The organism is Rhodococcus sp. FW305-130 (genome assembly GCF_058788335.1).
In genome coordinates, this window is record NZ_JBYTAP010000006.1 from 63,157 (window position 1) to 82,610 (window position 19,454).

General features: G+C 63.6%; 18 protein-coding genes. 9 read left to right on the forward strand and 9 right to left on the reverse strand.

Annotated elements, in window-relative coordinates:
• Nucleotides 1-64: 64 nt before the first annotated feature.
• Genes AC3WQS_RS19455 through AC3WQS_RS19465 form a run of 3 tightly spaced genes read right to left on the reverse strand, consistent with a single transcriptional unit; the run spans nt 65 to nt 3,423 of the window.
• The gene (locus AC3WQS_RS19455) at nt 65-1,354 is read right to left on the reverse strand and encodes an HRDC domain-containing protein (RefSeq protein WP_400820821.1); all 1,290 of its coding nucleotides are present in this window, start codon (nt 1,352-1,354) and stop codon (nt 65-67) included.
• Nucleotides 1,355-1,365: 11 nt separating this feature from the next.
• The gene (locus tag AC3WQS_RS19460; RefSeq protein WP_019748265.1) at nt 1,366-2,772 is read right to left on the reverse strand and encodes a WS/DGAT/MGAT family O-acyltransferase; all 1,407 of its coding nucleotides are present in this window, start codon (nt 2,770-2,772) and stop codon (nt 1,366-1,368) included.
• A gap of 60 nt (nt 2,773-2,832) precedes the next feature.
• Nucleotides 2,833-3,423 (reverse strand): DUF3000 domain-containing protein, encoded by a 591-nt coding sequence (locus tag AC3WQS_RS19465; RefSeq protein ID WP_019748266.1) that lies wholly within the window; start codon nt 3,421-3,423, stop codon nt 2,833-2,835.
• Between the two features lie 168 nt (nt 3,424-3,591).
• Here AC3WQS_RS19465 and hemE point away from each other — a divergent pair, with 168 nt between their 5' ends.
• The 7 genes from hemE to AC3WQS_RS19500 all read left to right on the forward strand — a co-directional run bounded on the left by hemE (nt 3,592) and on the right by AC3WQS_RS19500 (nt 10,858).
• On the forward strand, nt 3,592-4,689 hold the full coding sequence (gene hemE, locus AC3WQS_RS19470) for a uroporphyrinogen decarboxylase (RefSeq protein WP_021334677.1): 1,098 nt from the start codon (nt 3,592-3,594) through the stop codon (nt 4,687-4,689).
• Nucleotides 4,686-6,047 (forward strand): protoporphyrinogen oxidase, encoded by a 1,362-nt coding sequence (locus tag AC3WQS_RS19475; protein WP_492712315.1) that lies wholly within the window; start codon nt 4,686-4,688, stop codon nt 6,045-6,047. Before hemE ends, AC3WQS_RS19475 begins: the two co-directional genes overlap by 4 nt.
• A gap of 4 nt (nt 6,048-6,051) precedes the next feature.
• Nucleotides 6,052-6,747 (forward strand): hydrogen peroxide-dependent heme synthase, encoded by a 696-nt coding sequence (hemQ, locus tag AC3WQS_RS19480; protein ID WP_019748269.1) that lies wholly within the window; start codon nt 6,052-6,054, stop codon nt 6,745-6,747.
• Nucleotides 6,748-6,801: 54 nt separating this feature from the next.
• The gene (locus AC3WQS_RS19485; RefSeq protein ID WP_492712384.1) at nt 6,802-9,078 is read left to right on the forward strand and encodes a molybdopterin guanine dinucleotide-containing S/N-oxide reductase; all 2,277 of its coding nucleotides are present in this window, start codon (nt 6,802-6,804) and stop codon (nt 9,076-9,078) included.
• An 82-nt stretch (nt 9,079-9,160) separates the two neighbouring features.
• Entirely contained in the window at nt 9,161-9,634 is a 474-nt protein-coding gene (locus AC3WQS_RS19490; RefSeq protein WP_232816759.1) for a YbaB/EbfC family nucleoid-associated protein, read from the forward strand.
• Nucleotides 9,627-9,938: a hypothetical protein gene (locus AC3WQS_RS19495; protein WP_019748272.1), complete on the forward strand. Its 312-nt coding sequence runs from the start codon at nt 9,627-9,629 to the stop codon at nt 9,936-9,938. Before AC3WQS_RS19490 ends, AC3WQS_RS19495 begins: the two co-directional genes overlap by 8 nt.
• Nucleotides 9,938-10,858, forward strand: a complete 921-nt coding sequence (locus AC3WQS_RS19500; RefSeq protein ID WP_492712316.1) for a WXG100-like domain-containing protein — start codon at nt 9,938-9,940, stop codon at nt 10,856-10,858. The genes AC3WQS_RS19495 and AC3WQS_RS19500 overlap by 1 nt, the downstream gene beginning before the upstream one ends.
• A 53-nt stretch (nt 10,859-10,911) precedes the next feature.
• Here the strand turns inward: AC3WQS_RS19500 and msrB are convergent, their stop codons facing one another.
• Genes msrB through AC3WQS_RS19520 form a run of 4 tightly spaced genes read right to left on the reverse strand, consistent with a single transcriptional unit; the run spans nt 10,912 to nt 15,019 of the window.
• On the reverse strand, nt 10,912-11,343 hold the full coding sequence (msrB, locus tag AC3WQS_RS19505) for a peptide-methionine (R)-S-oxide reductase MsrB (RefSeq protein WP_003942631.1): 432 nt from the start codon (nt 11,341-11,343) through the stop codon (nt 10,912-10,914).
• 9 nt (nt 11,344-11,352) lie between these two features.
• Nucleotides 11,353-12,636 (reverse strand): glycosyltransferase family 87 protein, encoded by a 1,284-nt coding sequence (locus tag AC3WQS_RS19510; protein ID WP_019748274.1) that lies wholly within the window; start codon nt 12,634-12,636, stop codon nt 11,353-11,355.
• Nucleotides 12,637-12,696: 60 nt separating this feature from the next.
• Nucleotides 12,697-14,250: an alpha/beta fold hydrolase gene (locus tag AC3WQS_RS19515; RefSeq protein WP_019748275.1), complete on the reverse strand. Its 1,554-nt coding sequence runs from the start codon at nt 14,248-14,250 to the stop codon at nt 12,697-12,699.
• A gap of 19 nt (nt 14,251-14,269) precedes the next feature.
• Nucleotides 14,270-15,019, reverse strand: a complete 750-nt coding sequence (locus AC3WQS_RS19520; protein ID WP_445387762.1) for a pyrimidine reductase family protein — start codon at nt 15,017-15,019, stop codon at nt 14,270-14,272.
• 43 nt (nt 15,020-15,062) lie between these two features.
• Between AC3WQS_RS19520 and zapE the strand changes: the two genes are divergently transcribed.
• On the forward strand, nt 15,063-16,079 hold the full coding sequence (gene zapE / locus AC3WQS_RS19525; RefSeq protein WP_019748277.1) for a cell division protein ZapE: 1,017 nt from the start codon (nt 15,063-15,065) through the stop codon (nt 16,077-16,079).
• A gap of 12 nt (nt 16,080-16,091) precedes the next feature.
• Here zapE and AC3WQS_RS19530 read toward each other — a convergent pair whose 3' ends face one another.
• Together AC3WQS_RS19530 and AC3WQS_RS19535 are read right to left on the reverse strand one after the other, a co-directional pair.
• Entirely contained in the window at nt 16,092-16,625 is a 534-nt protein-coding gene (locus tag AC3WQS_RS19530; protein WP_003942603.1) for a GNAT family N-acetyltransferase, read from the reverse strand.
• 67 nt (nt 16,626-16,692) lie between these two features.
• On the reverse strand, nt 16,693-17,889 hold the full coding sequence (locus AC3WQS_RS19535) for an MFS transporter (protein ID WP_445387763.1): 1,197 nt from the start codon (nt 17,887-17,889) through the stop codon (nt 16,693-16,695).
• 116 nt (nt 17,890-18,005) lie between these two features.
• Here AC3WQS_RS19535 and AC3WQS_RS19540 point away from each other — a divergent pair, with 116 nt between their 5' ends.
• The gene (locus AC3WQS_RS19540) at nt 18,006-19,391 is read left to right on the forward strand and encodes a GH1 family beta-glucosidase (protein WP_492712319.1); all 1,386 of its coding nucleotides are present in this window, start codon (nt 18,006-18,008) and stop codon (nt 19,389-19,391) included.
• Nucleotides 19,392-19,454 lie beyond the last annotated feature (63 nt).

Below are 19,454 nucleotides of genomic sequence, written 5' to 3' on the forward strand. Positions count from 1 at the left end.
TACTGCCCATTACTGACCGGTAACTTAACGTGCCGAATTGCTCCAACCTCACACCGGGGTCAGGTCAGGATTCAGGCTCTTTTACTTCGGGCTCGGCCGGGACCACGGAGTTCAGTGCCTCGGCGAGGACGGGAACCGTCAAAGTGCGTTGCCAGCCACGTGCGCCACCGGAAGTGAGCTTGGTCTCGATTGCGCTCTCGACTTCGGTGATGTCGGAGTCGGGTTCCAACTTCCAGTCCCAGCACAGGCGCCTGACCAGGTCGGGTTGGAGCAGATTCTCCACGGGCACCGACACTTCCTTGCTCAGGTCCGACAGTGCGGCCCGAGCCGCCGTCAGTCGATCGGCCGCCGCCGGGTCCTGGCGAGCCCACCGGCCGGCGGCAGGGGGTCCGATGATCGGCGGGGTCTTCGGCGGAAGCTCGCTGTCCGGGAGCCTGCGCGCAGCTTCCAGCGCGTCCATCCACACACGCGAATACCGGCGTTGACGTGGTCCGCCGAACACGGGAAGCGAACGGAGCGCATCCAGCGACTGAGGATCTTTGAGAGCGGCGTCGATGATGGCGGAGTCAGGGAGAACCCGGCTCGGCGACACGTCGCGCTTGCGCGCGAGATCCTCACGCGCCTGCCACAGCGCCCGTACTGCCGCCAACTGCCGAGTGGTCTTGAGCGAGGTGATGTGCGATGTACGACGCCAACGGTCGGGCTTGGGCTTGGGCGGGCCGGCCAGACGGATGTACTCGAACTCCTCCTTCGCCCACTCGAGCTTGCCCTGGGATTCGAGTTCGGCTTCCATGGCGTCGCGCAGTTCGAGAAGCACTTCGACGTCGAGGGCGGCGTAGTTCAACCAGGCGTCCGGCAGCGGACGTGTCGACCAGTCCGCGGCCCCGTGACCCTTGCGAAGTTCCACCCGAAGGGTTCGTTCCACTATCGCGGCGAGTCCGACTCGTTCGAACCCGGCTAGTCGACCGGCCAGTTCGGTGTCGAACAGCTCGGCCGGTGTCAGGCCCAGTTCGGCGAGGCCGGGGAGATCCTGATCGGCCGAGTGCAGCACCCATTGCAACGGGTTGATCGCCTCGGCCAACGGCTGCAGGTCCTGCGCTGTCGGGATCGGGTCGAGCAGGAACGATCCCGCTCCTTCGCGTCGGAGCTGGATCAGGTACGCCCGTGCCGAATAACGGAATCCGGATGCCCGCTCGGCGTCCACGGCGAGCGGGCCGTGGCCGGAGGCCAGCGCGGCCGCGGCGTCGGCGACACCGGCGGCAGTGGTGATGACGTCCGGAACTCCGTCACGCGGAACGAGCAGCGGAACTACGTCGGAGGTGGGCTCGGTTGCATCATCGGTGACTTCGGACATGGTCACTGACTCTACGTCGCAGTCGGGGCCGGGGTTGTCACCTCAGCGTCGAACAGTTCGTCGAGTGCGGCTCCGAAACCTTGCGCGAGCTGGTCCAATTCGGGTGCCAGATCGGAGCAACTGACGATGCCGACGTCGAGTTTTCCGTCGAGTGACATCACCGTCACGTTGAGTCCTGCCCCGTGAAAGATCGGGCCGAGCGGGAACATTCCCTTGATCTGGGCGCCGAGGAAGTAGAGCGGGACCGGCGGCCCGGGCACGTTCGAGACGACCAGGTTGGACACGACGGGGTGACGCTCGGCGAGTTTGAGCGACGAGTACACCCGCATGGCGGCGCCGAACACCGCTGGTGATGCGAACTGGGACCAGTCCTGGAGCATGTTCGCACCCAGAGCCTCGTTGTGGTTCTTCGAGGTGGCGTTGTAATCGCTGATCGCGTGCAGACGCTCGACCGGATCGCCGATCTGGGTGCCCAGCTGCGTGAACATGCCCGAGATCTGGTTTGTGCCCGGCCGATCGGATTTACCGTGGACCGATACGGGGACCATCGCGACGAGTGAGTCCTCCGGCAGTTCGTCGCGGTCCTCGAGGTAGGTCCGCAAAGCACCCGCGCACAGCGCGAGAACCACATCGTTGACCTTGACGCCGTGGCGATCTTTGACGGCTTTGACCTTCGCGAGATCGAGCTGGCTGAAGGCGACGTTGCGGTGGCCGGTGATCGCGCCGTTGAACGAGGTCCGCGGCGCGGTGAAGGGAGCAGGCATCGCTTCACCCTTTCGTGCACGCGTCACCCACTTGGGGAGCATGGCGATTCCGCCCGGGACCAGACGGGCAATTCTTGCGGGCCGGGCGATGACGGCCATGAGTCCGCCGATGGCGATGTCCAGCGTTCCCGCGTCGCCCGCACCCTGTGCGGTGGGATCCACGAGCGCCGGTGAATCCGGTTCGAGGCTGCACAGCTGAGCGAGGATGTTCGCGCCGGTGACACCGTCGGCAGCGCTGTGATGAATCTTCGACATGACGGCGATCTGTCCGTCGGCAAGTCCCTCGATGACCCACATCTCCCATAGTGGGCGGGAACGATCCAGCGGTTGGCTCGCGATGTGTCCGGCGAGTTCTGCCAGTTCCGCGTGTGTGCCCGGAGCAGGTACCGCGGTCCGGTGGCAGTGCCGCTCGATGTCGAAATCGTGATCGTCGACCCACACGGGGTAGTCGAGATTGAGGCGGGAATCTTTGAGTTTGCGCCGGAAGGTCGGCATCGTGGCCATCCGCGAGTCCAACTCGCGAAGCAGCTTCCGGTAGTCGTAACCGCCCGGAATGGTCGAGGGGTCGAGCAGTACGAGTCCACAAACGTGCAATAGCTGGGTCGGTGTTTCCAAGTAGAGGAAGGTCGCGTCGAGTCCGCTGAGACGTTGCATGACTCATTTTAGAACAGGTTCTAGTATTTTTCCGGGGGAATGCGTAAACGAGTAGTGGAGTTAGTCGCCCTGCCGCGACAGCGTGGTTATCCCGGCAGGCGGAAGTCCTGCCGCGTACGCGAGAACTTCACAGAAAGCCTCGACATGGTGAGCCAATTCCGATGACGTTGCAGTCCAGGATGCACGTAACTCGAGTTGGTGGGCTCGCGGCGGGCCCGCGATGTCGCCGTATCGCACGGAAGTTGTGGCTGTGACCGTACCGCCCAGGGCCACAAAAGGTTCCGGTCCGGCTTCGAGTGCGTCCACCAGCCAACTCCAGGCTACTTCGGGAAGTAGTGGATCCGCGGCGACGGCTTCGTCAAGATCTGCCTGTATGTAGGCCACCAACCGCATGGTGCCGTTCCACGCCTCGTCGCCGTCCGGATCGAACAACAGGATCAGGCGGCCGAAAGCGTCGCCTTCGGACTGCTCGGCCACGACGTCGGAGTCCGGGTGCAGAACCTCGGCTCCCACTGCGTGGCTGTACGGAGCGAGACGCTGCGGCGGACGGATGGGACCGACCTCTATCTCGGGCCGAACCCGCGCAGCGGTCATCGCCTCCACGGCGGCACGGAACTCGGCCGGGTCGGCTGTCGATCCGGATGTCGTCACAGGTCAGGACGTTAGTCGGGGATAAGGGCGGGTAGGTGGAGGCGCGCCGACCGAGTGTGGTTCGGGTGTGTGGCCGCTCACGAACCGCTCGGGTGTCCGATCCCGAGTGTGGGACATGGCAGCATTGAGTCGATCGAAGACACACGTTGGCGGAGAGCGCGAGGACTGATGAGCGGGTTGGACAACATGAATTCAGGCATGACCGGGTCGGCGGAATACAGCGCTCGGCGAGTTTTGCCCGACGCACCGTTGCTCGCCGCGGCGACCGGACGCACTCCGAGTCGACGGCCGGTGTGGTTCATGCGCCAGGCCGGACGTTCGTTGCCGGAGTATCGCGAGATCCGCGCGGGGATCGGCATGTTGGAGTCGTGTTTCGATCCGGCGCTGGTCTGTGAGATCACGATGCAGCCGGTGCGCCGTCACGACGTGGACGCGGCAATCCTGTTCTCGGACATCGTTGTTCCGCTCAAGGCTGCGGGAATCGATCTCGACATCGTTGCCGGCGTCGGACCGGTGGTTGCCAATCCGATTCGCTCCATCGCCGACGTCGCAGCCCTCCCGCGGTTGGTCCCCGAAGAGGTCGGGGCAATCGCGCAGGCCGTTCGACTTCTCACCACCGAGTTGGGCTCGACTCCGCTGATCGGCTTTGCCGGAGCGCCGTTCACCTTGGCGTCGTATCTGGTCGAGGGTGGTCCGAGCCGGAACCACGAGAAGACCAAGGCGCTCATGCACTCCGATCCGAAGACCTGGCACGCGTTGCTCGGAAGCCTGGCAGACACCACGATCTGCTTCCTGCAGACGCAGCTCAAGGCGGGTGTCGACGCGGTTCAGCTGTTCGACTCGTGGGCCGGCGCGCTCTCGCTGGCCGATTACCGGGAATTTGTTCTCCCGCATTCCGAACGGGTGTTTGCCGAGGTTGCCGCTGCCGGCGTTCCGCGTATCCACTTCGGTGTCGGAACCGGTGAACTTCTCGGCGCGATGGGGGAGGCAGGTGCCGACGTCGTGGGTGTCGACTGGCGGATTCCGCTCGACGTCGCGGCCGGTCGTGTCGGTCCGGGCAAGGCGCTGCAAGGCAATCTCGATCCCGCTGTACTGTTCGCGGGCCCCGAGGTGATCGATCGTGAGGTGCGCCGGATCGCCGCTGAAGGTGACCGCGCGATCGAAGCCGGTGCCATCGGCCACATCTTCAACCTCGGCCATGGAGTTCTTCCCGACACCGATCCCACGGCGATCACCTCGGCGGTGGAGCTGGTGCACTCGCTGTGACAACCACTCGGCCGTCGGTCGCGGTGATCGGAGGCGGAATCTCCGGTCTGGTTGCCGCGTACCGGCTTCGGCGCAGTCTGGGCTCCGTTGCCGACATCACGGTCGTCGACGACTCTCCGCGACTGGGCGGGAAGCTGCGAACGATTGATCTGGGTGGTGGCCCGATCGACATCGGCGCCGAGGCGTTCATCGCCCGTCGGCCCGAAGTCCCTGCCCTTCTCTCCGAGCTGGGACTGACCGATCAGATCGTTTACCCCGCGGGGTTGAGCCCGTTGATCTGGTCCCAGGGCTCACTGAATCGACTTCCTGCCGGAACCCTGATGGGAATCCCGGCATCGTCCGAGTCGGTGAGAGATCTAGTCGACGAGCAGACGCTGTCGCGCATAGCTGCCGAACCAGGCGTTCCGTTCGAGTGGACCCGCGGTTCCGATTGCAGTGTTGCCGAACTGGTTTCAGGGCGATTCGGTGATCAGGTGGTCAGCCGATCGGTGGATCCCCTTCTCGGCGGGGTGTACTCGGGCCTGGCGGAGACCATCGGAGTGCGTGCAGCTTTGCCGACACTCGCTGCGGCGCTCGATGCGGGCGCTCAGAGCCTCACGGATGCAGTTGCAGCCGCAGTGCCGACACCTGCACCCGGACCAGTGTTCGGAGCGCTCAGGGACGGTTACGGCATCTTGCTCGATGCGCTGCGGCAGGCCGCCGACGCGACGTTCGTCCGCGGCGAGGCTTCCGAGTTACGCAGGGACGGGAAAGGTTGGAACGTCGATCCGCTCGGCAGCGTCGACGCGGTGATTCTGGCTGTTCCGGCGCCGCGCGCAGCGGTGCTGTTGGCCGGCGTCGATGCGGATATTGCGCGTATCGCGTCGCGGATCGAACTGGCGTCGTCCGCGGTGGTGGCGCTCCGCTTGTCCGGTCAGGTCGACCTTCCGCAGAATTCGGGGATCCTGGTTGCCACCGACGCCGACCTGACCGCCAAGGCGTTCACGCTGTCGAGCCGAAAGTGGACGCACCTCGCTGATCGCGGCGAGCATCTCGTTCGGGTGTCGTTCGGTCGATTCGGCGCATCGGAGATCGTCGACCGGCCGGATGGTGAACTGATCGAACTTGCGCGCACCGATCTCGAGACCGTGACCGGAATCACCGAGGAGCCAGGAGCGAGCTTCGTACAGCGGTGGCACGGCGGTCTTCCCCAGTACTCCCCAGGTCACACGGAAATCGTGGCTGAAATCGAGTCCGGGATGACGCAGTTCGACGGCCTCGAAGTGGCCGGGTCGTGGCTGCACGGCGTCGGGGTTCCGGCGTGTGTCGCAGTCGGCACGACGGCGGCTACACGGATATTCGAGCGAGTGGCACGATAGACCCATGGCACGCCTTGATTTCGACAAACTGAACTCTGAAATCCGTTACCTCATGTTCTCCGTGTTCCAGGTGGAACCCGGTGTGCTGGGCGATGATCGGGAAGCTGCGGTCAAGGACGCCCGCTTGTTCTTCGAGGGTCTCGAAGACAAGGGCGTCGTGGTTCGCGGCATCTACGACGTCGCCGGCTTGCGCGCCGACGCGGACTTCATGATCTGGACCCACGCGGCCAGCATCGAGGAACTTCAGGCCGCGTACGCGGATTTCCGCCGCACCACCGTCCTCGGACAGGCCAGTGCTCCCATCTGGAGCAACTCGGCGGTGCACCGCCCCGCGGAGTTCAACAAGAGCCACGTGCCCTCGTTCATCGCGGGTGAGGATCCGGGCGACTACATCTGCGTTTACCCGTTCGTCCGCTCGTACGAGTGGTACCTGCTCCCCGACGAGGAGCGTCGCAAGATGCTCGCCGATCACGGTATGGCTGCTCGTTCGTACAAGGACGTTCGCGCCAACACGGTCCCGGCCTTCGCTCTGGGGGACTACGAGTGGATTCTCGCGTTCGAAGCGCCTGAGCTCATCCGTATCGTCGATCTGATGCGCGATCTGCGTGCCACCGAAGCTCGCTTGCACGTTCGCGAAGAGGTGCCGTTCTTCACCGGGCCGCGCGTGGACATCGAGAAGCTGGTCCTTTCCCTACCCTGATCTACTTCGAAAGTAGTTTCTGTGACAACTGCACCGAACCGGCGTCGTCAACACATGTCCCATTGGGGAATGTTCACCGCCGAATCGGTTGCCGGCGAGGTGACCGCCGTGCATCCGTACGAGGGTGATTCGAATCCCTCGCCGATGCTCGGGAACCTCGCCGGTTCGGTGCGCAGTCGGGCTCGCGTTTCGGGCCCGGCGGTGCGCCGCGGTTGGCTCGAGAACGGGCCTGGTCCCAGCGACCGACGTGGAGCGGACGAGTTCGTCTCGGTCTCGTGGGACGAACTGACCGAACTCCTCTCCCGCGAGTTGCGTCGCGTGGTCGACACGCACGGGAACAACGCGATCTTCGGCGGCTCGTACGGCTGGGCCAGCGCCGGTCGATTCCATCACGCGCAGAGCCAAGTTCACCGATTTCTGAATCAGCTGGGTGGATACACCAAGTCGGTCCACAGCTACTCGCTCGGTGCCACCGGTGTCATCATGCCGCGTGTGGTCGGAACACACTGGAAGTTGTTCGCGCGCTCCACGTCGTGGGACGTCATCGCCAAGCACTCCGATCTTCTCGTCTCGTTCGGGGGAGTACCGATCAAGAACACCGGCGTCAATGCCGGTGGTACGAGCGATCATCCGACGCGCGGGGCGCTCGACGCATTTCGTGCCCGCGGCGGAAAGATCGTCTCCTTCAGTCCGTTGCGCGACGACGTCGATGGCGACTGTGAGTGGATCGCACCCGTTCCGGGAACCGACGTGGCAATCATGCTTGCCCTGGCGTTTGTCCTGGCGTCGGAGGACCTGCACGATCGCGATTTCCTGAACCGCTTCTGCGTCGGCTACGAACGCTTCGAGGATTACCTGCTCGGACGTGCCGACGGTGTACCGAAGGATCCGCGCTGGGCGCAGAAGATCTCCGGGGTGCCGGCGGAGTTCATCACCGACCTGGCTCGGAGAATGGCGTCCGGCCGGACGCTGGTGACCGTCACGTGGTCGTTGCAACGCATCAAACACGGTGAACAGGCACCGTGGATGGGCGTGACACTCGCCGCGATGCTCGGCCAATTCGGGCTTCCGGGTGGCGGTTTCGGCCACGGCTACGGTTCGATGAACGAGCCGGGTCTGGCTCCGGTGCCGTATCCGTTGCCGACCTTCTCACAAGGTGTGAATCCGGTGCCCGATTTCATTCCGGTGGCCGCGATCTCCGATCTCTTGCTCTCGCCCGGCGAGGAGTTCGACTACGACGGCAGGCGCCTGACCTATCCGGATATTCGGTTGGTCTACTGGGCCGGTGGCAATCCGTTTCACCACCACCAGGATCTCCCGAGGCTGCGACGGGCATTTGCGCGTCCGGACACGATCGTCGTTCACGATCCCTACTGGACGCCGATGGCTCGCAATGCCGACATCGTTGTCCCGTCGACAACGTCGCTCGAACGAAATGACCTGAGCTGCACACGAAATGATCCACTTCTGGTCGCGATGCAGCAAGTAGTTCCACCTTTCGCGAATTCGCGAGACGACTACGACACGTTTGCCGCTCTGGCTTCTGCGCTCGGATTCGGGGAGCAGTTCACCGAGGGGAGATCCTCACAGGAGTGGATCGAGCATCTCTACGGTCAATGGCGGCCGTTCGTCGATGCAGACGGCGGCAACACACCGACGTTCGAGGATTTCTGGTCGGATGGGCACTACCGGATGCGAACCGAAGACAACCTCGTGCTCTTCGGTGACTTCCGCGAGGACCCCGAGAAGTATCCGCTCTCGACTCCGAGTGGGAAGATCGAGATCTTCTCCGAGACCATCGAGTCTTTCGGCTACGACGACTGCGCCGGCCATCCGCGCTGGTACGAGCCCGACGAGTGGCTGGGTGGACCACGGGCCACGCAATTCCCGCTTCACTTGATCGCCAACCAGCCCAAGACGCGGCTGCACAGCCAACTCGATCACGGCGCTGCGAGCCAGGCATCGAAGATTCAGGGACGCGAGCCGATTCGTATGCACCCGGATGCAGCGGCCGCGCGCGGCGTGTCGGCTGGGGACGTGGTGCGCGTATTCAACGATCGCGGGGCGTGCCTGGCTGGTGTGATCGTCGATTCGGATTTGCGGAGCGACGTCGTCCAGTTGTCGACCGGGGCGTGGTACGACCCGCTCGATCCTGCCGATCCCGATTCGCTGTGTGTTCACGGAAATCCCAACGTTCTGACGCCAGACGTCGGCACGTCTTCGCTTTCGCACGGGTGCACCGGCCAGCACGTTCTGGTGCAGATCGAGAAATTCCAAGGGGTTCTGCCGCTGGTCAAGGCGTTCGATCCGCCCGTGCTTCGTTCGCGCTGACGGAACCGATCGGCGACCTCCCGCGTCGAACCTCGTGAGCGCCTGAATCAGGTGTCACGATCTATCGAAGGTGGGGGCCATCGTGAGTGGAGCGGATGTTGGTTCGATGAGGGGACAGGTCGAAGTTCTTCGGGCTCAGATCGATTCGATGCAGGTTGATCTGTTGGAGCGAACGCGATCGCTGGCGGATATGCAGGAGAAGATCGCACGAGCGACGGCGAGTGCACGCTCGAGTGATGGCAGCGTGGAAGTCGTCGTAGACGCTTCTGGGGCGACCGTGGGAGTCACCCTCTCCGGGAGCGCTTACGGCAAGCATTCGCCGGTAGCGTTGGGAAATCTGATCCTGGCCACGGCCACATCTGCGGCGGAGGACATGCGCCGACAGGTTGCCGAGATGTCGAGGCCGTTCACCGAAGCGGCCAGGATCGATTTGCCCGACCTCGTTCCCGGTGTGCTCGGATTGCGTGAGATTCTCGCGCCTCGTCCGGCGTCGGTGCCGGTCGGCGGCGACGAGCACTGGGACCGCACCGTTCTGAGGAGCTCCGGCAATGTCTGAACTGGACGTGGACGTGGCCGCGATGGGAAGTGCTGCACCAGCATTCGAGGTGGTCGCTGCCGATCTCGACGAGGCGCGGAGTGCTCTGGAAACAGTGGCCGGCGCCGAAGAGGGGTGCTGGGGCGCTGACCAGTTCGGAACCGCATTCTCGGACGCGTATGTTCCCGGTGCGGAGTCAGCAGTCGGCGGGATGACACTGGTCGCGGGCGCGCTCCGCGAATTGACCGCCACGCTGATCGAGATCACCGATCGTTTCGAATCGATCGACACCTCGCTTGCCGACGACATGGCGGGTGGGCTCTGATGGGACTCGAGATTCCAGGCTGGCTACAGGCGGTTGCGTCGGTTGCGGTGGGCAGTGACTGGCCGCAAGGAGACGAAACGGCACTGTGGAGGTTGGGTGATGCCTGGTCAGGCGCGGCTGATCGGATCGAGGCTTCGGCCGCTGCCGGTGGTTACGGATTGCAAACAGTACTGGCATCGATCGACGGTCGAGCCGGCGACTCGTTGTCTCGGTATTGGTCGGAGGCCGGGGGAGTTGCGGAGGTCTTCGAGCGGTTGTCCTCTACCGCGGCCGAACTGGGTCAGTCATGCACGGATACCGGCACGGACATCGAGTACACCAAACTGTCGATCCTCGCGGCGCTGGGCGCACTGGCGCTCGAGATTGCCGCCATGCTGGCGGCCGCTGTCCCGACACTGGGTGCGAGTACCGCCGGAATCGTGGCGGCTGAGGTGGCAACAACACTCACGGTCCGAATGCTGTTGCAGCAATTGTTGATACGAGTGATCGAGGCCGCAGCAGTGGAAGCTGCCGCTGCCGTCTTCTCCGGCCTCGCCATTCAACTCGGGCAGATGAAGATGGATCATCGCCAGTCGATCGACGGTGGCAAGGTCGTGACCGAGGGCCGCGACGGTTTCATCAAGGGACTTGCGAACGGAGGGTTGAAGACGACGCCGGATCGTGTCGGCCCTGACCCGAACCCGCTCCCGACCGGTTCGAGATTGCAGCAGATCGCGCGGGGGGCTTTCGACGATGCGGTATCGGGAGCGTCCGCTGCGATCGTGACGAAGGAAGTCACGGGCGGCGATGCCTCGTTGACGGACATCACGTCCGGCGCGATCGGTGGTGGGATCGGGTCAGTCAAGGACGGTCTTGTCGCTCGAAACGAGGATCTGAACGCGGCTGGTCTGAGCCCGACTGCGCTGAACTGGGACTTCTGAGTTGAAGTCTCGAATCGTGGGCTACCAGTGACACGGGGTAGCCCACGACCTGGCTACTGAGCGGGCTTGAGAACCAGCGAGATCGAGTTGATGCAGTACCGCTGATCGGTCGGCGTCGGGTATCCCTCGCCCTCGAAGACGTGACCGAGGTGGCTGTGGCACTTCTTGCAGATGACCTCGACACGGCGCATCCCGAGTGAGCTGTCCTCCTTCAGGATCACGGCATCCGAATCCGCCGGATCGAAGAAGGACGGCCACCCGCAGTGCGATTCGAACTTCTCGGTGCTGCGGAACAGTTCGGCTCCGCACGCTCGGCAGGAGTAAACGCCTTCCGTGGTGGTGTCGGTGTACTCGCCGACGAAGGGGCGTTCGGTGCCGGCTTGGCGCAGGACGGCGAACTCCTCCGGAGTCAGCTTTTCGCGCCACTCGCTCTCGGTGTACGTGACCTCAGGTGTGCTGTCGATGCCATCGTGTGAAGAACTCATGCCTCCACGCTAATGCTTTGTCGCCGTTTCGGCTTCGTCGGCAGGTGAGACGGTATCGAGCGGGGGATCGAGGAGGTAGGCGGGATCGATTCCGCGATCCAAGCGGCCCTCGCGACGCGCGACCAGATACCGGTATCCGAGGACACAGAAGATCACGATCAGCAGAAGGCTCCAGCCGAGGGTGCTCTTGGTGTATTCGGCTGCCCGGCCGAAGGTCGGCCAGCGGTTCGACCACCAGCTGTCGAACGTCATGAAGCCGTAGACGGCGAGCCACGCCGGCCAGTTCCGCATGACCGAGTTCTTGAGCACCACGGACATCAACAGCGGCAACAGCATCATCGAGTAGTACATCTGGCCGAGCGATGGCAGCAGGAACGACGCGGTCATGATCACACCGGTCGCGGTGGTGAGGAAGAAGAGTTCGTCGTTGCGGTAATAGCGGTACAGAAGCCACAGAGAGACGACGACCATGGCGGCCAACACGACGCGCAACAGCAGGATCAACCATTCGGGCAGACCGAAGTAAGCGCCGTTTCCGACAATCGAACTGTTGAAGTAGTCACGAGATTCGAGCAGGTACGGCACGGTGCGGCGGACGAAGTCCATCGGATCCGACGCAAGCGGCCATGCCACGACCGTGAGAATGAACGGGATGCCCAGGGCGGTGACGAGCACCTTCCACTGACCGCGAACGAGCGGCAGCAGGAGCAGTGGCGCGAGAGTGGGTTTCACTGCGATGGTGAGACCGATCGCGGCGCCGGCCCACAGATCCTTCTTGCGCATCAGCAGCAGGAGGAAGGCAACTTCGCCGAGCAGTACGAGGCCGTTGATGTTGGTGAACACCAACGTGTTGGTGACCGTCTCCGACATGAAAGCACCGAGCACCAGAATCGGCGCCGCGATGGAACTGATCGTCAGGTCGAACAAGCGCAACAGCAGGTAGAGAGCCACGAGAATGGCGACGGCATTGACACCGATGAACAGCCACCGCGAGCGCTCGGGATCGAGGATCGCCAGGGGTGCCATCAACAAGGAACCCGATGGTGGGTACAGATAATGGGGGTCTACGGAGTTGAAATCTGCGGTGTAGACGTCGCGCCCGTTCCAGAACGCCAGCGCGGCGTTGTAGACCGGTCGGAAGTCATCGGTGATGGCGCCGTTGACTGCTGTGACGATGACACGATTGAGCACGGTCATCACGGCGATCGGCCACAAAACGAAGTTGACGACTTGTTGGGTTGTCCGCCCGGTACGCGGCTCGAGCTGTCGAAGGAACACTTCGGCACGGTACACCGGAGCAGGGTGTGATCGGGGGATGCACCCCTTTTCGGTCGTGGTGGACAAGCGCCCGAGTCAGGCCGGGCACACGCTTCCGTTGCTGGGCAGGGAGGCGTCGGTGAGGTATGCCCTCATCGCCTGCTGCGCGCAGGTGGATTGTGCCGCGGGGTGACCCGCACCCTGCCAGTCCAGGGTTGCGAAGCGCGACCCCGCGTTGGTCACGACGCCGGTGACGGTCGAGAGTCCGGAGTTTCCGACGGCCGGGTCGCCCTGACCGCTCAGCACGAGGACGGCGGGCTTCAACTGATTCGGCAGGGGAGAGTTGGCGGTCGACGGCCAGCTGGCGCATGCGAGCAAACCGAGCGCGGCTTCTCGACCGAATACCGGATAGTTGGTGCCCCAGGTGTCCGCCAGTTCGCGGACGCGCCCGATCCCCGGCCACTGCATGCCGTCGGTGCATCGTCCGATGAACTGGCCGTCACCGTCCACCTCGTTCTCTGCCCGGGCGGCGCGCTCTCGAATCGGCGAAGCATTGCCGGTACCGAGCGCGGACAGAGCGTCTGAGAGCGAGCGGGTCTCTTGCTCACGGTTGGTTCCGGCAGTCCACAGGCTCGCCGAAATCGCGTTCGACACCGCAGCGGCGGACAGCGGCTGGAATTCATCGGCCCGAGCGCGCTCCATCAAGTCCGTGACCGCTTTCTTCGGATCAGGTCCGAGCGAGCACCCCAGCGCCACACATCGCTGAGCGAATGCGGTCAACGCCGCTTCCTCGCCCTGCACGCGGCTCTCTGCCTCGGTGGCAGCGTCCGTGGCCACCGGAGCGGGAGAATCGAGGATCAACCTCGCGAGGTTGTCGGGGTGGGCTGCCGCGTAGCTCAGCGCGATGTCCGAGCCGGACCCTGCCGACCACAGAGCGATGGTCTCGACGCCCCACCGCGTACGTAGAGCGTCGATGTCCTCGGCCGCGGAGTCCGCGCCGAACTTCAGTTCTTGAGGATCGAGATAGTCGGTACAGGCGATGGTTGCATCGTGACCGAGAGCGGCGACCGCGTCGGCGGCGTCGCCGGTGGAGTCCGCGTCGAACTGGCCCAGATCGTGAAGGCCGCGCCGAATCTCCGGCGTCATGCAGTCGATTGCGGTGGACCTGTCGATTCCGCGTCGATCCAGGGCAACGACGGGGTGGTCCGCGAGCACCGTCGTCAAGCCGGACGTAGCGAGCATGGCCAGAGAGTTTCCCGACGAACGGTCGGTGCCGGATGTGAACACGATCGGATACGCGTTGGCAGGCGTCGACGACGTCCGAGCGCGGGTCAAGCCGGCAGTGAAGTTGCCGTCGATGGCGCCGGTCACGTCGATGGGGGCACTGAATTCCGCGCATTCGAGGATGACGCCGGCGCTCGACGCTGCGAGAGCCTGGTCGGCGAGTGACGTGCCGGTGCAGTCTCGCCACGGTATGTCGTCGGTCGGGACGCCGGGGTCAACCGGCGGCGCATCGGGTGACGGTCCCTCGCTCTGGGCAGGGCTGCCGTCGGTGCGGCCCTCGACCGCGACGGCGGGCCGAAGCGACGGCCCGGCGCCGCACGCACAACACGTCGCGAGGACGACGGCCATCAAAGCAACTCTGCGCATGCCGACCAGAGTGCCAGGTTCACCGACGTGGCTGCTGACGAACCCATCGAGTGAGGATCGTGCCGTCCGAATCGCCGAGAATGTGAGCGGGATGCATCGACGTGGGCATTGCATTGGGGGAGAGCGAGATTCGGCCGACTTTGCTCCCCACCAGTTGAGGTGAAGTGGTGATGCAGAGTTCGTCGACGGCATTGTCCTCGATCAACTGCCCGAAAAGTGACGGCCCTCCCTCACACAGCACGCGACGGAGCTTGCGAGCCGACAAGGCCCTGTCGATGTCGCCGCTGCTGACATTCGGTGAGTCCGTCACCTCCACCTGCGCTCCGGCCGACCTCAGCGCTGAAATCGCTGCGCTGTCCGCGGCGCTACCGACAACAAGAATCGGCGGAATTTCGGTATCTCGTAGGAGCCGGCTTTCAGGGTCGATCGACGCGTGCGCCGAGACGACGAGGATCGGTGGGACCGGAGCGAGGCCGCCCGCCTTTCGTCGCGCCTGGGCTGCGTCCGAGATCTGCACACCCCCGTAGTTCTCGGCTCGCGCTGTGCCTGCGCCGACCACGACGACGTCACAAAGTTCGCGCAAGATCCCGAATACCGACTTGTCTGCAGGTGTGCCCAGTCCATGGCTCACTCCGTCGACGGAGACGCACCCGTCGATGCTGGAAACGAAGTTCACGCGCATCCAGGGTTGGGAGAGGTTCGCCGGATAGGCGTACAAGCCGCGGAGTTCGGCTTCGTGGCCTGGTGTGAAGTAGGTCGCAATATCCATACGGTGCACATGAGAGATCACATCACGTAGATACCCTTGACGGATGCATGAACGTCTTGTCGATCGCAGCCCGGTGGTACCCGCCGATCAACTGGTAGCTCAAATGGTGCCTCCCGCAATGTTCGACGAGGTGAGTTTTGCCTCCTACATTCCTGATCCGAAGGAACCGAGCCAGGCAGCTGCTGTCGCCAAGGCCGAGGAATTCTCCAAGCGCGTAACCAAGATCCGTAGTGGTGGACGCCGCGGACTGTTCGGCAAGAAGACCCAGGCGACCGGCGCCGGCCTGTACCTCGACGGCGGGTTCGGTGTTGGTAAGACTCACTTGCTGGCGTCGATCTTCCACAGCGTTCCGTCGCCGAAGGCCTTCGGAACCTTCGTCGAGCTGACACACGTCGTCGGCGCTCTCGGCTTCAACAAAGCGGTCGAAGCGCTCGCCGACCACAGCGTTCTCTGCATCGACGAGTTCGAGCTCGACGATCCGGGCGACACCATGCTCGTCTCTCGCCTCCTTTCGGAGCTTTCCGCGCGCGGCGTGTCCATCGTCGCGACGTCGAACACGCTTCCCGGCCAGCTCGGTGAGGGTCGCTTCGCGGCTCAGGATTTCCTTCGCGAGATCAAGAAGCTCGGCTCGATCTTCGAGACGATTCGCGTCGACGGCCCCGACTACCGTCACCGCGATCTCCCGCCCGCACCGGAGCCCATCTCCTCGGAGGAATTGGTCTCTCGGGCCGAGGCGATCGACGGCGCCACGCTCGACAACTTCGACGAGCTGTGCAAGCACCTCAGCACACTGCATCCGTCGCGCTACAACAAGTTGGTCGAGGGGGTGAAGGCGGTCTTCATCGACGGCGTTCACCCGGCCACGGATCAGTCTGTTGCACTGCGCATCGTGGTTCTCGCCGACCGCTTGTACGACGCGAGCATCCCGGTCACCGTTTCCGGCGCACGCCTCGACGAGATCTTCACCCCCGAGATGCTTGCCGGTGGGTACAAGAAGAAGTACCTGCGCGCGACCTCGCGTCTGCTCGCACTTTCTCGTTTCGAGGTCGCGGCCGGCTGATCAGCAGGCCTGTCAGCTGACGGGGCGCTCCATCACGAAATCGTGGTGGAGTTGTGCCCCCACGAGAAAAGTCTTCGTGCCGACCTGGGTGAAGCCGTGTTTGGCGTAGAACTTCTGGGCGCGCAGATTTTCCTGATTGACACCCAGCCAGATCCCGGCACTTCCGCTGCGTCGTGCATGGTCGACAACCGCGTCCATCAGGGATGCTGCCGCGCCGGTTCCGTGGTTTCCCGGAAGCACGTACAACTTGCTCAGTTCCGTCGTCGGGCGAAGTGTCACAGCAGCTTTGACGTCCGGGTCGGCGGGCTCGTCGTCGACGAGCATCGCGTAGCCGACGATCGAGCCGTCGCGAATGACCTTGAGAACGGTTCGTGTCGGGTCCGTCAGATACTCGGAGAACTTGTCGACGGATAGGACGTTGTCGATGAAGGCACTGATGTCGTCGTCGGATGCGTCCGGTGGACAAGCCAGCGGAAACGTCACCGCTGCCACGTCGGCGATTGCTTCGGAATCCCAGATTCCGGCCCGGTCAACGGTGATCGTCACGTCAGTTTCTACCTCTCGCGCGCATGATTCGGTTGATCAAGTACACCACCTTCGTCGAGCGTGATGCTCAAGCGGCGTTCTCGGCGACCGGCGTCGTGGCTCGTTTCGGTGCGAACGCGGGAGCAAGAACTATCAAGATCGCGCAGAACGCCAGCGGAATCAGGAACCCGATTCGAAGGTCACTGAAGGCAGCGACCGCGCCGACGATGCCGCCGCCGACCACCGTGCCGACGTAGTTGAAGAGGTTGATGCGTGCGATCACCGCGTCGACCTGATCCGGGGGAGCCATCCGTCCGGCCGCGCTGAAGCAAATCGGGGCGATCACCGGTACGCCGAGGCCGACGATCAGGAAGCCGGCGATGGCAACGGCGGGAGATTGCGCTAGGACAACGATCGTCATGCCGACCACGCCGATCAGAGAGCCGATCCGCACGACGGTGGTCTCACCGAACTTGCCGACCCAGTAGTCGCCGGTCAGTCGTGCGACCAGTGCCGCGATTTGGTACGCCGCCACGGAAAGGGCGGCCGTCCCGGCGTCGGCGAGCAGTTCGTCCTTGACGTACAGCGTCGACCAGTTTCCGACGCTGAAGTCGACCGCATAGAACAATGCCATCGCGACGCCGAGCAGGACGAAGGCGCGGGTGGGTACGGTGAATTTCGCGGTGCTCGTGATGTTTGCATCGGCAACCGGAGACTCGGAGCGATCGAGCAGTTGCGGGCCGAAGGCCAGAAGCATCAGTCCGACAACAACTCCCGCGATCACCTGCGTGATGCGGATCGAGATATCGAGGCTTGCGGTAGCAGAGATGAACAGAGCGCCGACAATCGCTCCGACGCTCCAGGAAGCATGGAACGAGGAGAGGATGAAGCGACCCTTGGCGTGTTGGATCGAGACTGCCTGCATGTTGGCGGCGGCGTCGACCATGCCGAGTCCGATGCCGTAGATCGCCAGGAAGACGAAGAACATCGCCGCGTTGGGCGCAATTCCGGTTGCCCCGCCGAAGACTGCGATGACGGCGAGTCCGGTTCGCAGAGTCATCTTGCTCGACGTTCTCACGGCCAGAATCTCGGCGAGCACGCTGCCGAGCCCGGCGATGACGGACACGGTGACAACCGCAACCACAACCAGTGTCTCGCTCAGCTCGAACAAATTCTTGTACTGCGGCAGCTGCGTCAGAATGGCGGCGAGCAGAAATCCTTGAAGTCCGAAGGCCACCGAAGTGGCGATCCGAGCCCTCGTCAGGGTGCGGGTGTTATCCGTCATCAAGCAGGGCCTTTGTCTCGTTCGTTCGGTTAGGCCGAACGGTACTGGATCTTGATACTGGTCGAGTGTCCAACAAAGCTGCGTGTTTTGCACGGTTCTTTGATTAACTGACCGACATGACTCGGCAGCCGACACCAGAATTTCCGTCTTCCTTCGTCTGGGGAACCGCCACCGCGGCCTACCAAATCGAAGGAGCTGTGGCCGAAGACGGTCGCGGACCGTCGATTTGGGACGAGTTCTGTGACCGCCCCGGTGTAGTCGTCGGGGGCGACACCGGAGCGGTTGCTGCCGATCATTATCACCGCTGGGAATCGGATATCGAGTTGATGAAAGACCTCGGGCTCGACGCTTATCGGCTGTCCCTGTCGTGGTCGCGAATTCTGCCCACCGGATCGGGGGCTGTGAATGCGAAAGGGCTCGACTTCTACGACCGCCTGATCGATCGACTGTGTTCGGTGGGAATTACTCCTGCCGTCACTCTCTTTCACTGGGATCTGCCCCTCGCACTGCAAGAGCAGGGCGGCTGGATGAACCGAGACACGTCGTACCGGCTGGGGGAGTACGCCCAGGTCGTCGGCGAACGGTTGTCCGATCGTGTCGGAATGTGGATGCCGCTCAACGAACCGGTAGTGCATACGCTCTACGGTCATGCCCTGGGAGTTCATGCCCCCGGCCTGGCCTTGGGGTTCGAGGCTTTCCAAGCCGCACATCACCAGCTGCTCGGGCACGGCCTCGCTGTCGAAGCGCTTCGGGCAACCGGATGCACGAACATCGGAATCGCCTCGAACCATGCACCGGTGCGTGCCGCTTCCGATTCCCCGGAAGACGTGATGGCTGCCGACATCTACGACCACGTCGTCAATTGGATGTTCGCCGACCCGATATTGGTCGGTAAGTACCCCGCCGACGAATTCGCTCAGCTGCTCAGCGGTCCCGTCGACGAGGACTTGAAAATCATCGGGGCGCCGCTGGACTGGTACGGGATCAACTACTACGAGCCGACGATGATTGCCGCTCCGGTGGAAGGCCAGGGGACCGAAGGTGTGCTCGAGGTCGACCTACCGCCGGGCCTGCCCTTTGCGCCTGTCGCGATTACCGGTTATCCCACAACCGATTTCGGATGGCCGATCGTTCCCGAAGGGCTGGGTGAGATCCTGCGGACGTTCCAGGCTCGGTTCGGTGACGCACTGCCGCCGATCTACATCACGGAAAGCGGATGTTCATTCCACGACGCACCGGATGCCGCAGGCGTCGTCGCGGACGAAGCGCGAATCGACTACCACGATGCGCACCTTCGCGCCCTCCGATCGGCAATGGACGACGGTGTCGACGTCCGTGGCTATTTTGTGTGGTCACTCCTCGACAACTTCGAGTGGGCAGCCGGCTACCAGGAACGATTCGGCCTGGTCCACGTCGATTTCGATACCCAGAAGCGCACACCGAAGACCTCGTTCGAGTGGTATCGCGCCCTGATCGCCGGGCACAAATCGGCTCAGGTCTGACCTGTGCGGAGGCGGTCCGGGTTGCATTCTCGAACCGGGCCGCCTAGCCTCGTCTCTCATGAA

What these genes read in the sequence shown, in the direction of transcription:
- AC3WQS_RS19515 (WP_019748275.1), bottom strand. Translation starts at nt 14,250, where the DNA reads ATGCGCAGAGTTGCTTTGATGGCCGTCGTCCTCGCGACGTGTTGTGCG.
- msrB (WP_003942631.1), bottom strand. Translation starts at nt 11,343, where the DNA reads ATGAGTTCTTCACACGATGGCATCGACAGCACACCTGAGGTCACGTAC.
- zapE (WP_019748277.1), top strand. Translation starts at nt 15,063, where the DNA reads ATGCATGAACGTCTTGTCGATCGCAGCCCGGTGGTACCCGCCGATCAA.
- AC3WQS_RS19500 (WP_492712316.1), top strand. Translation starts at nt 9,938, where the DNA reads ATGGGACTCGAGATTCCAGGCTGGCTACAGGCGGTTGCGTCGGTTGCG.
- hemE (WP_021334677.1), top strand. Translation starts at nt 3,592, where the DNA reads ATGAGCGGGTTGGACAACATGAATTCAGGCATGACCGGGTCGGCGGAA.
- AC3WQS_RS19520 (WP_445387762.1), bottom strand. Translation starts at nt 15,019, where the DNA reads ATGGATATTGCGACCTACTTCACACCAGGCCACGAAGCCGAACTCCGC.
- hemQ (WP_019748269.1), top strand. Translation starts at nt 6,052, where the DNA reads ATGGCACGCCTTGATTTCGACAAACTGAACTCTGAAATCCGTTACCTC.
- AC3WQS_RS19495 (WP_019748272.1), top strand. Translation starts at nt 9,627, where the DNA reads ATGTCTGAACTGGACGTGGACGTGGCCGCGATGGGAAGTGCTGCACCA.
- AC3WQS_RS19485 (WP_492712384.1), top strand. Translation starts at nt 6,802, where the DNA reads ATGTCCCATTGGGGAATGTTCACCGCCGAATCGGTTGCCGGCGAGGTG.
- AC3WQS_RS19540 (WP_492712319.1), top strand. Translation starts at nt 18,006, where the DNA reads ATGACTCGGCAGCCGACACCAGAATTTCCGTCTTCCTTCGTCTGGGGA.
- AC3WQS_RS19455 (WP_400820821.1), bottom strand. Translation starts at nt 1,354, where the DNA reads ATGTCCGAAGTCACCGATGATGCAACCGAGCCCACCTCCGACGTAGTT.
- AC3WQS_RS19460 (WP_019748265.1), bottom strand. Translation starts at nt 2,772, where the DNA reads ATGCAACGTCTCAGCGGACTCGACGCGACCTTCCTCTACTTGGAAACA.
- AC3WQS_RS19535 (WP_445387763.1), bottom strand. Translation starts at nt 17,889, where the DNA reads ATGACGGATAACACCCGCACCCTGACGAGGGCTCGGATCGCCACTTCG.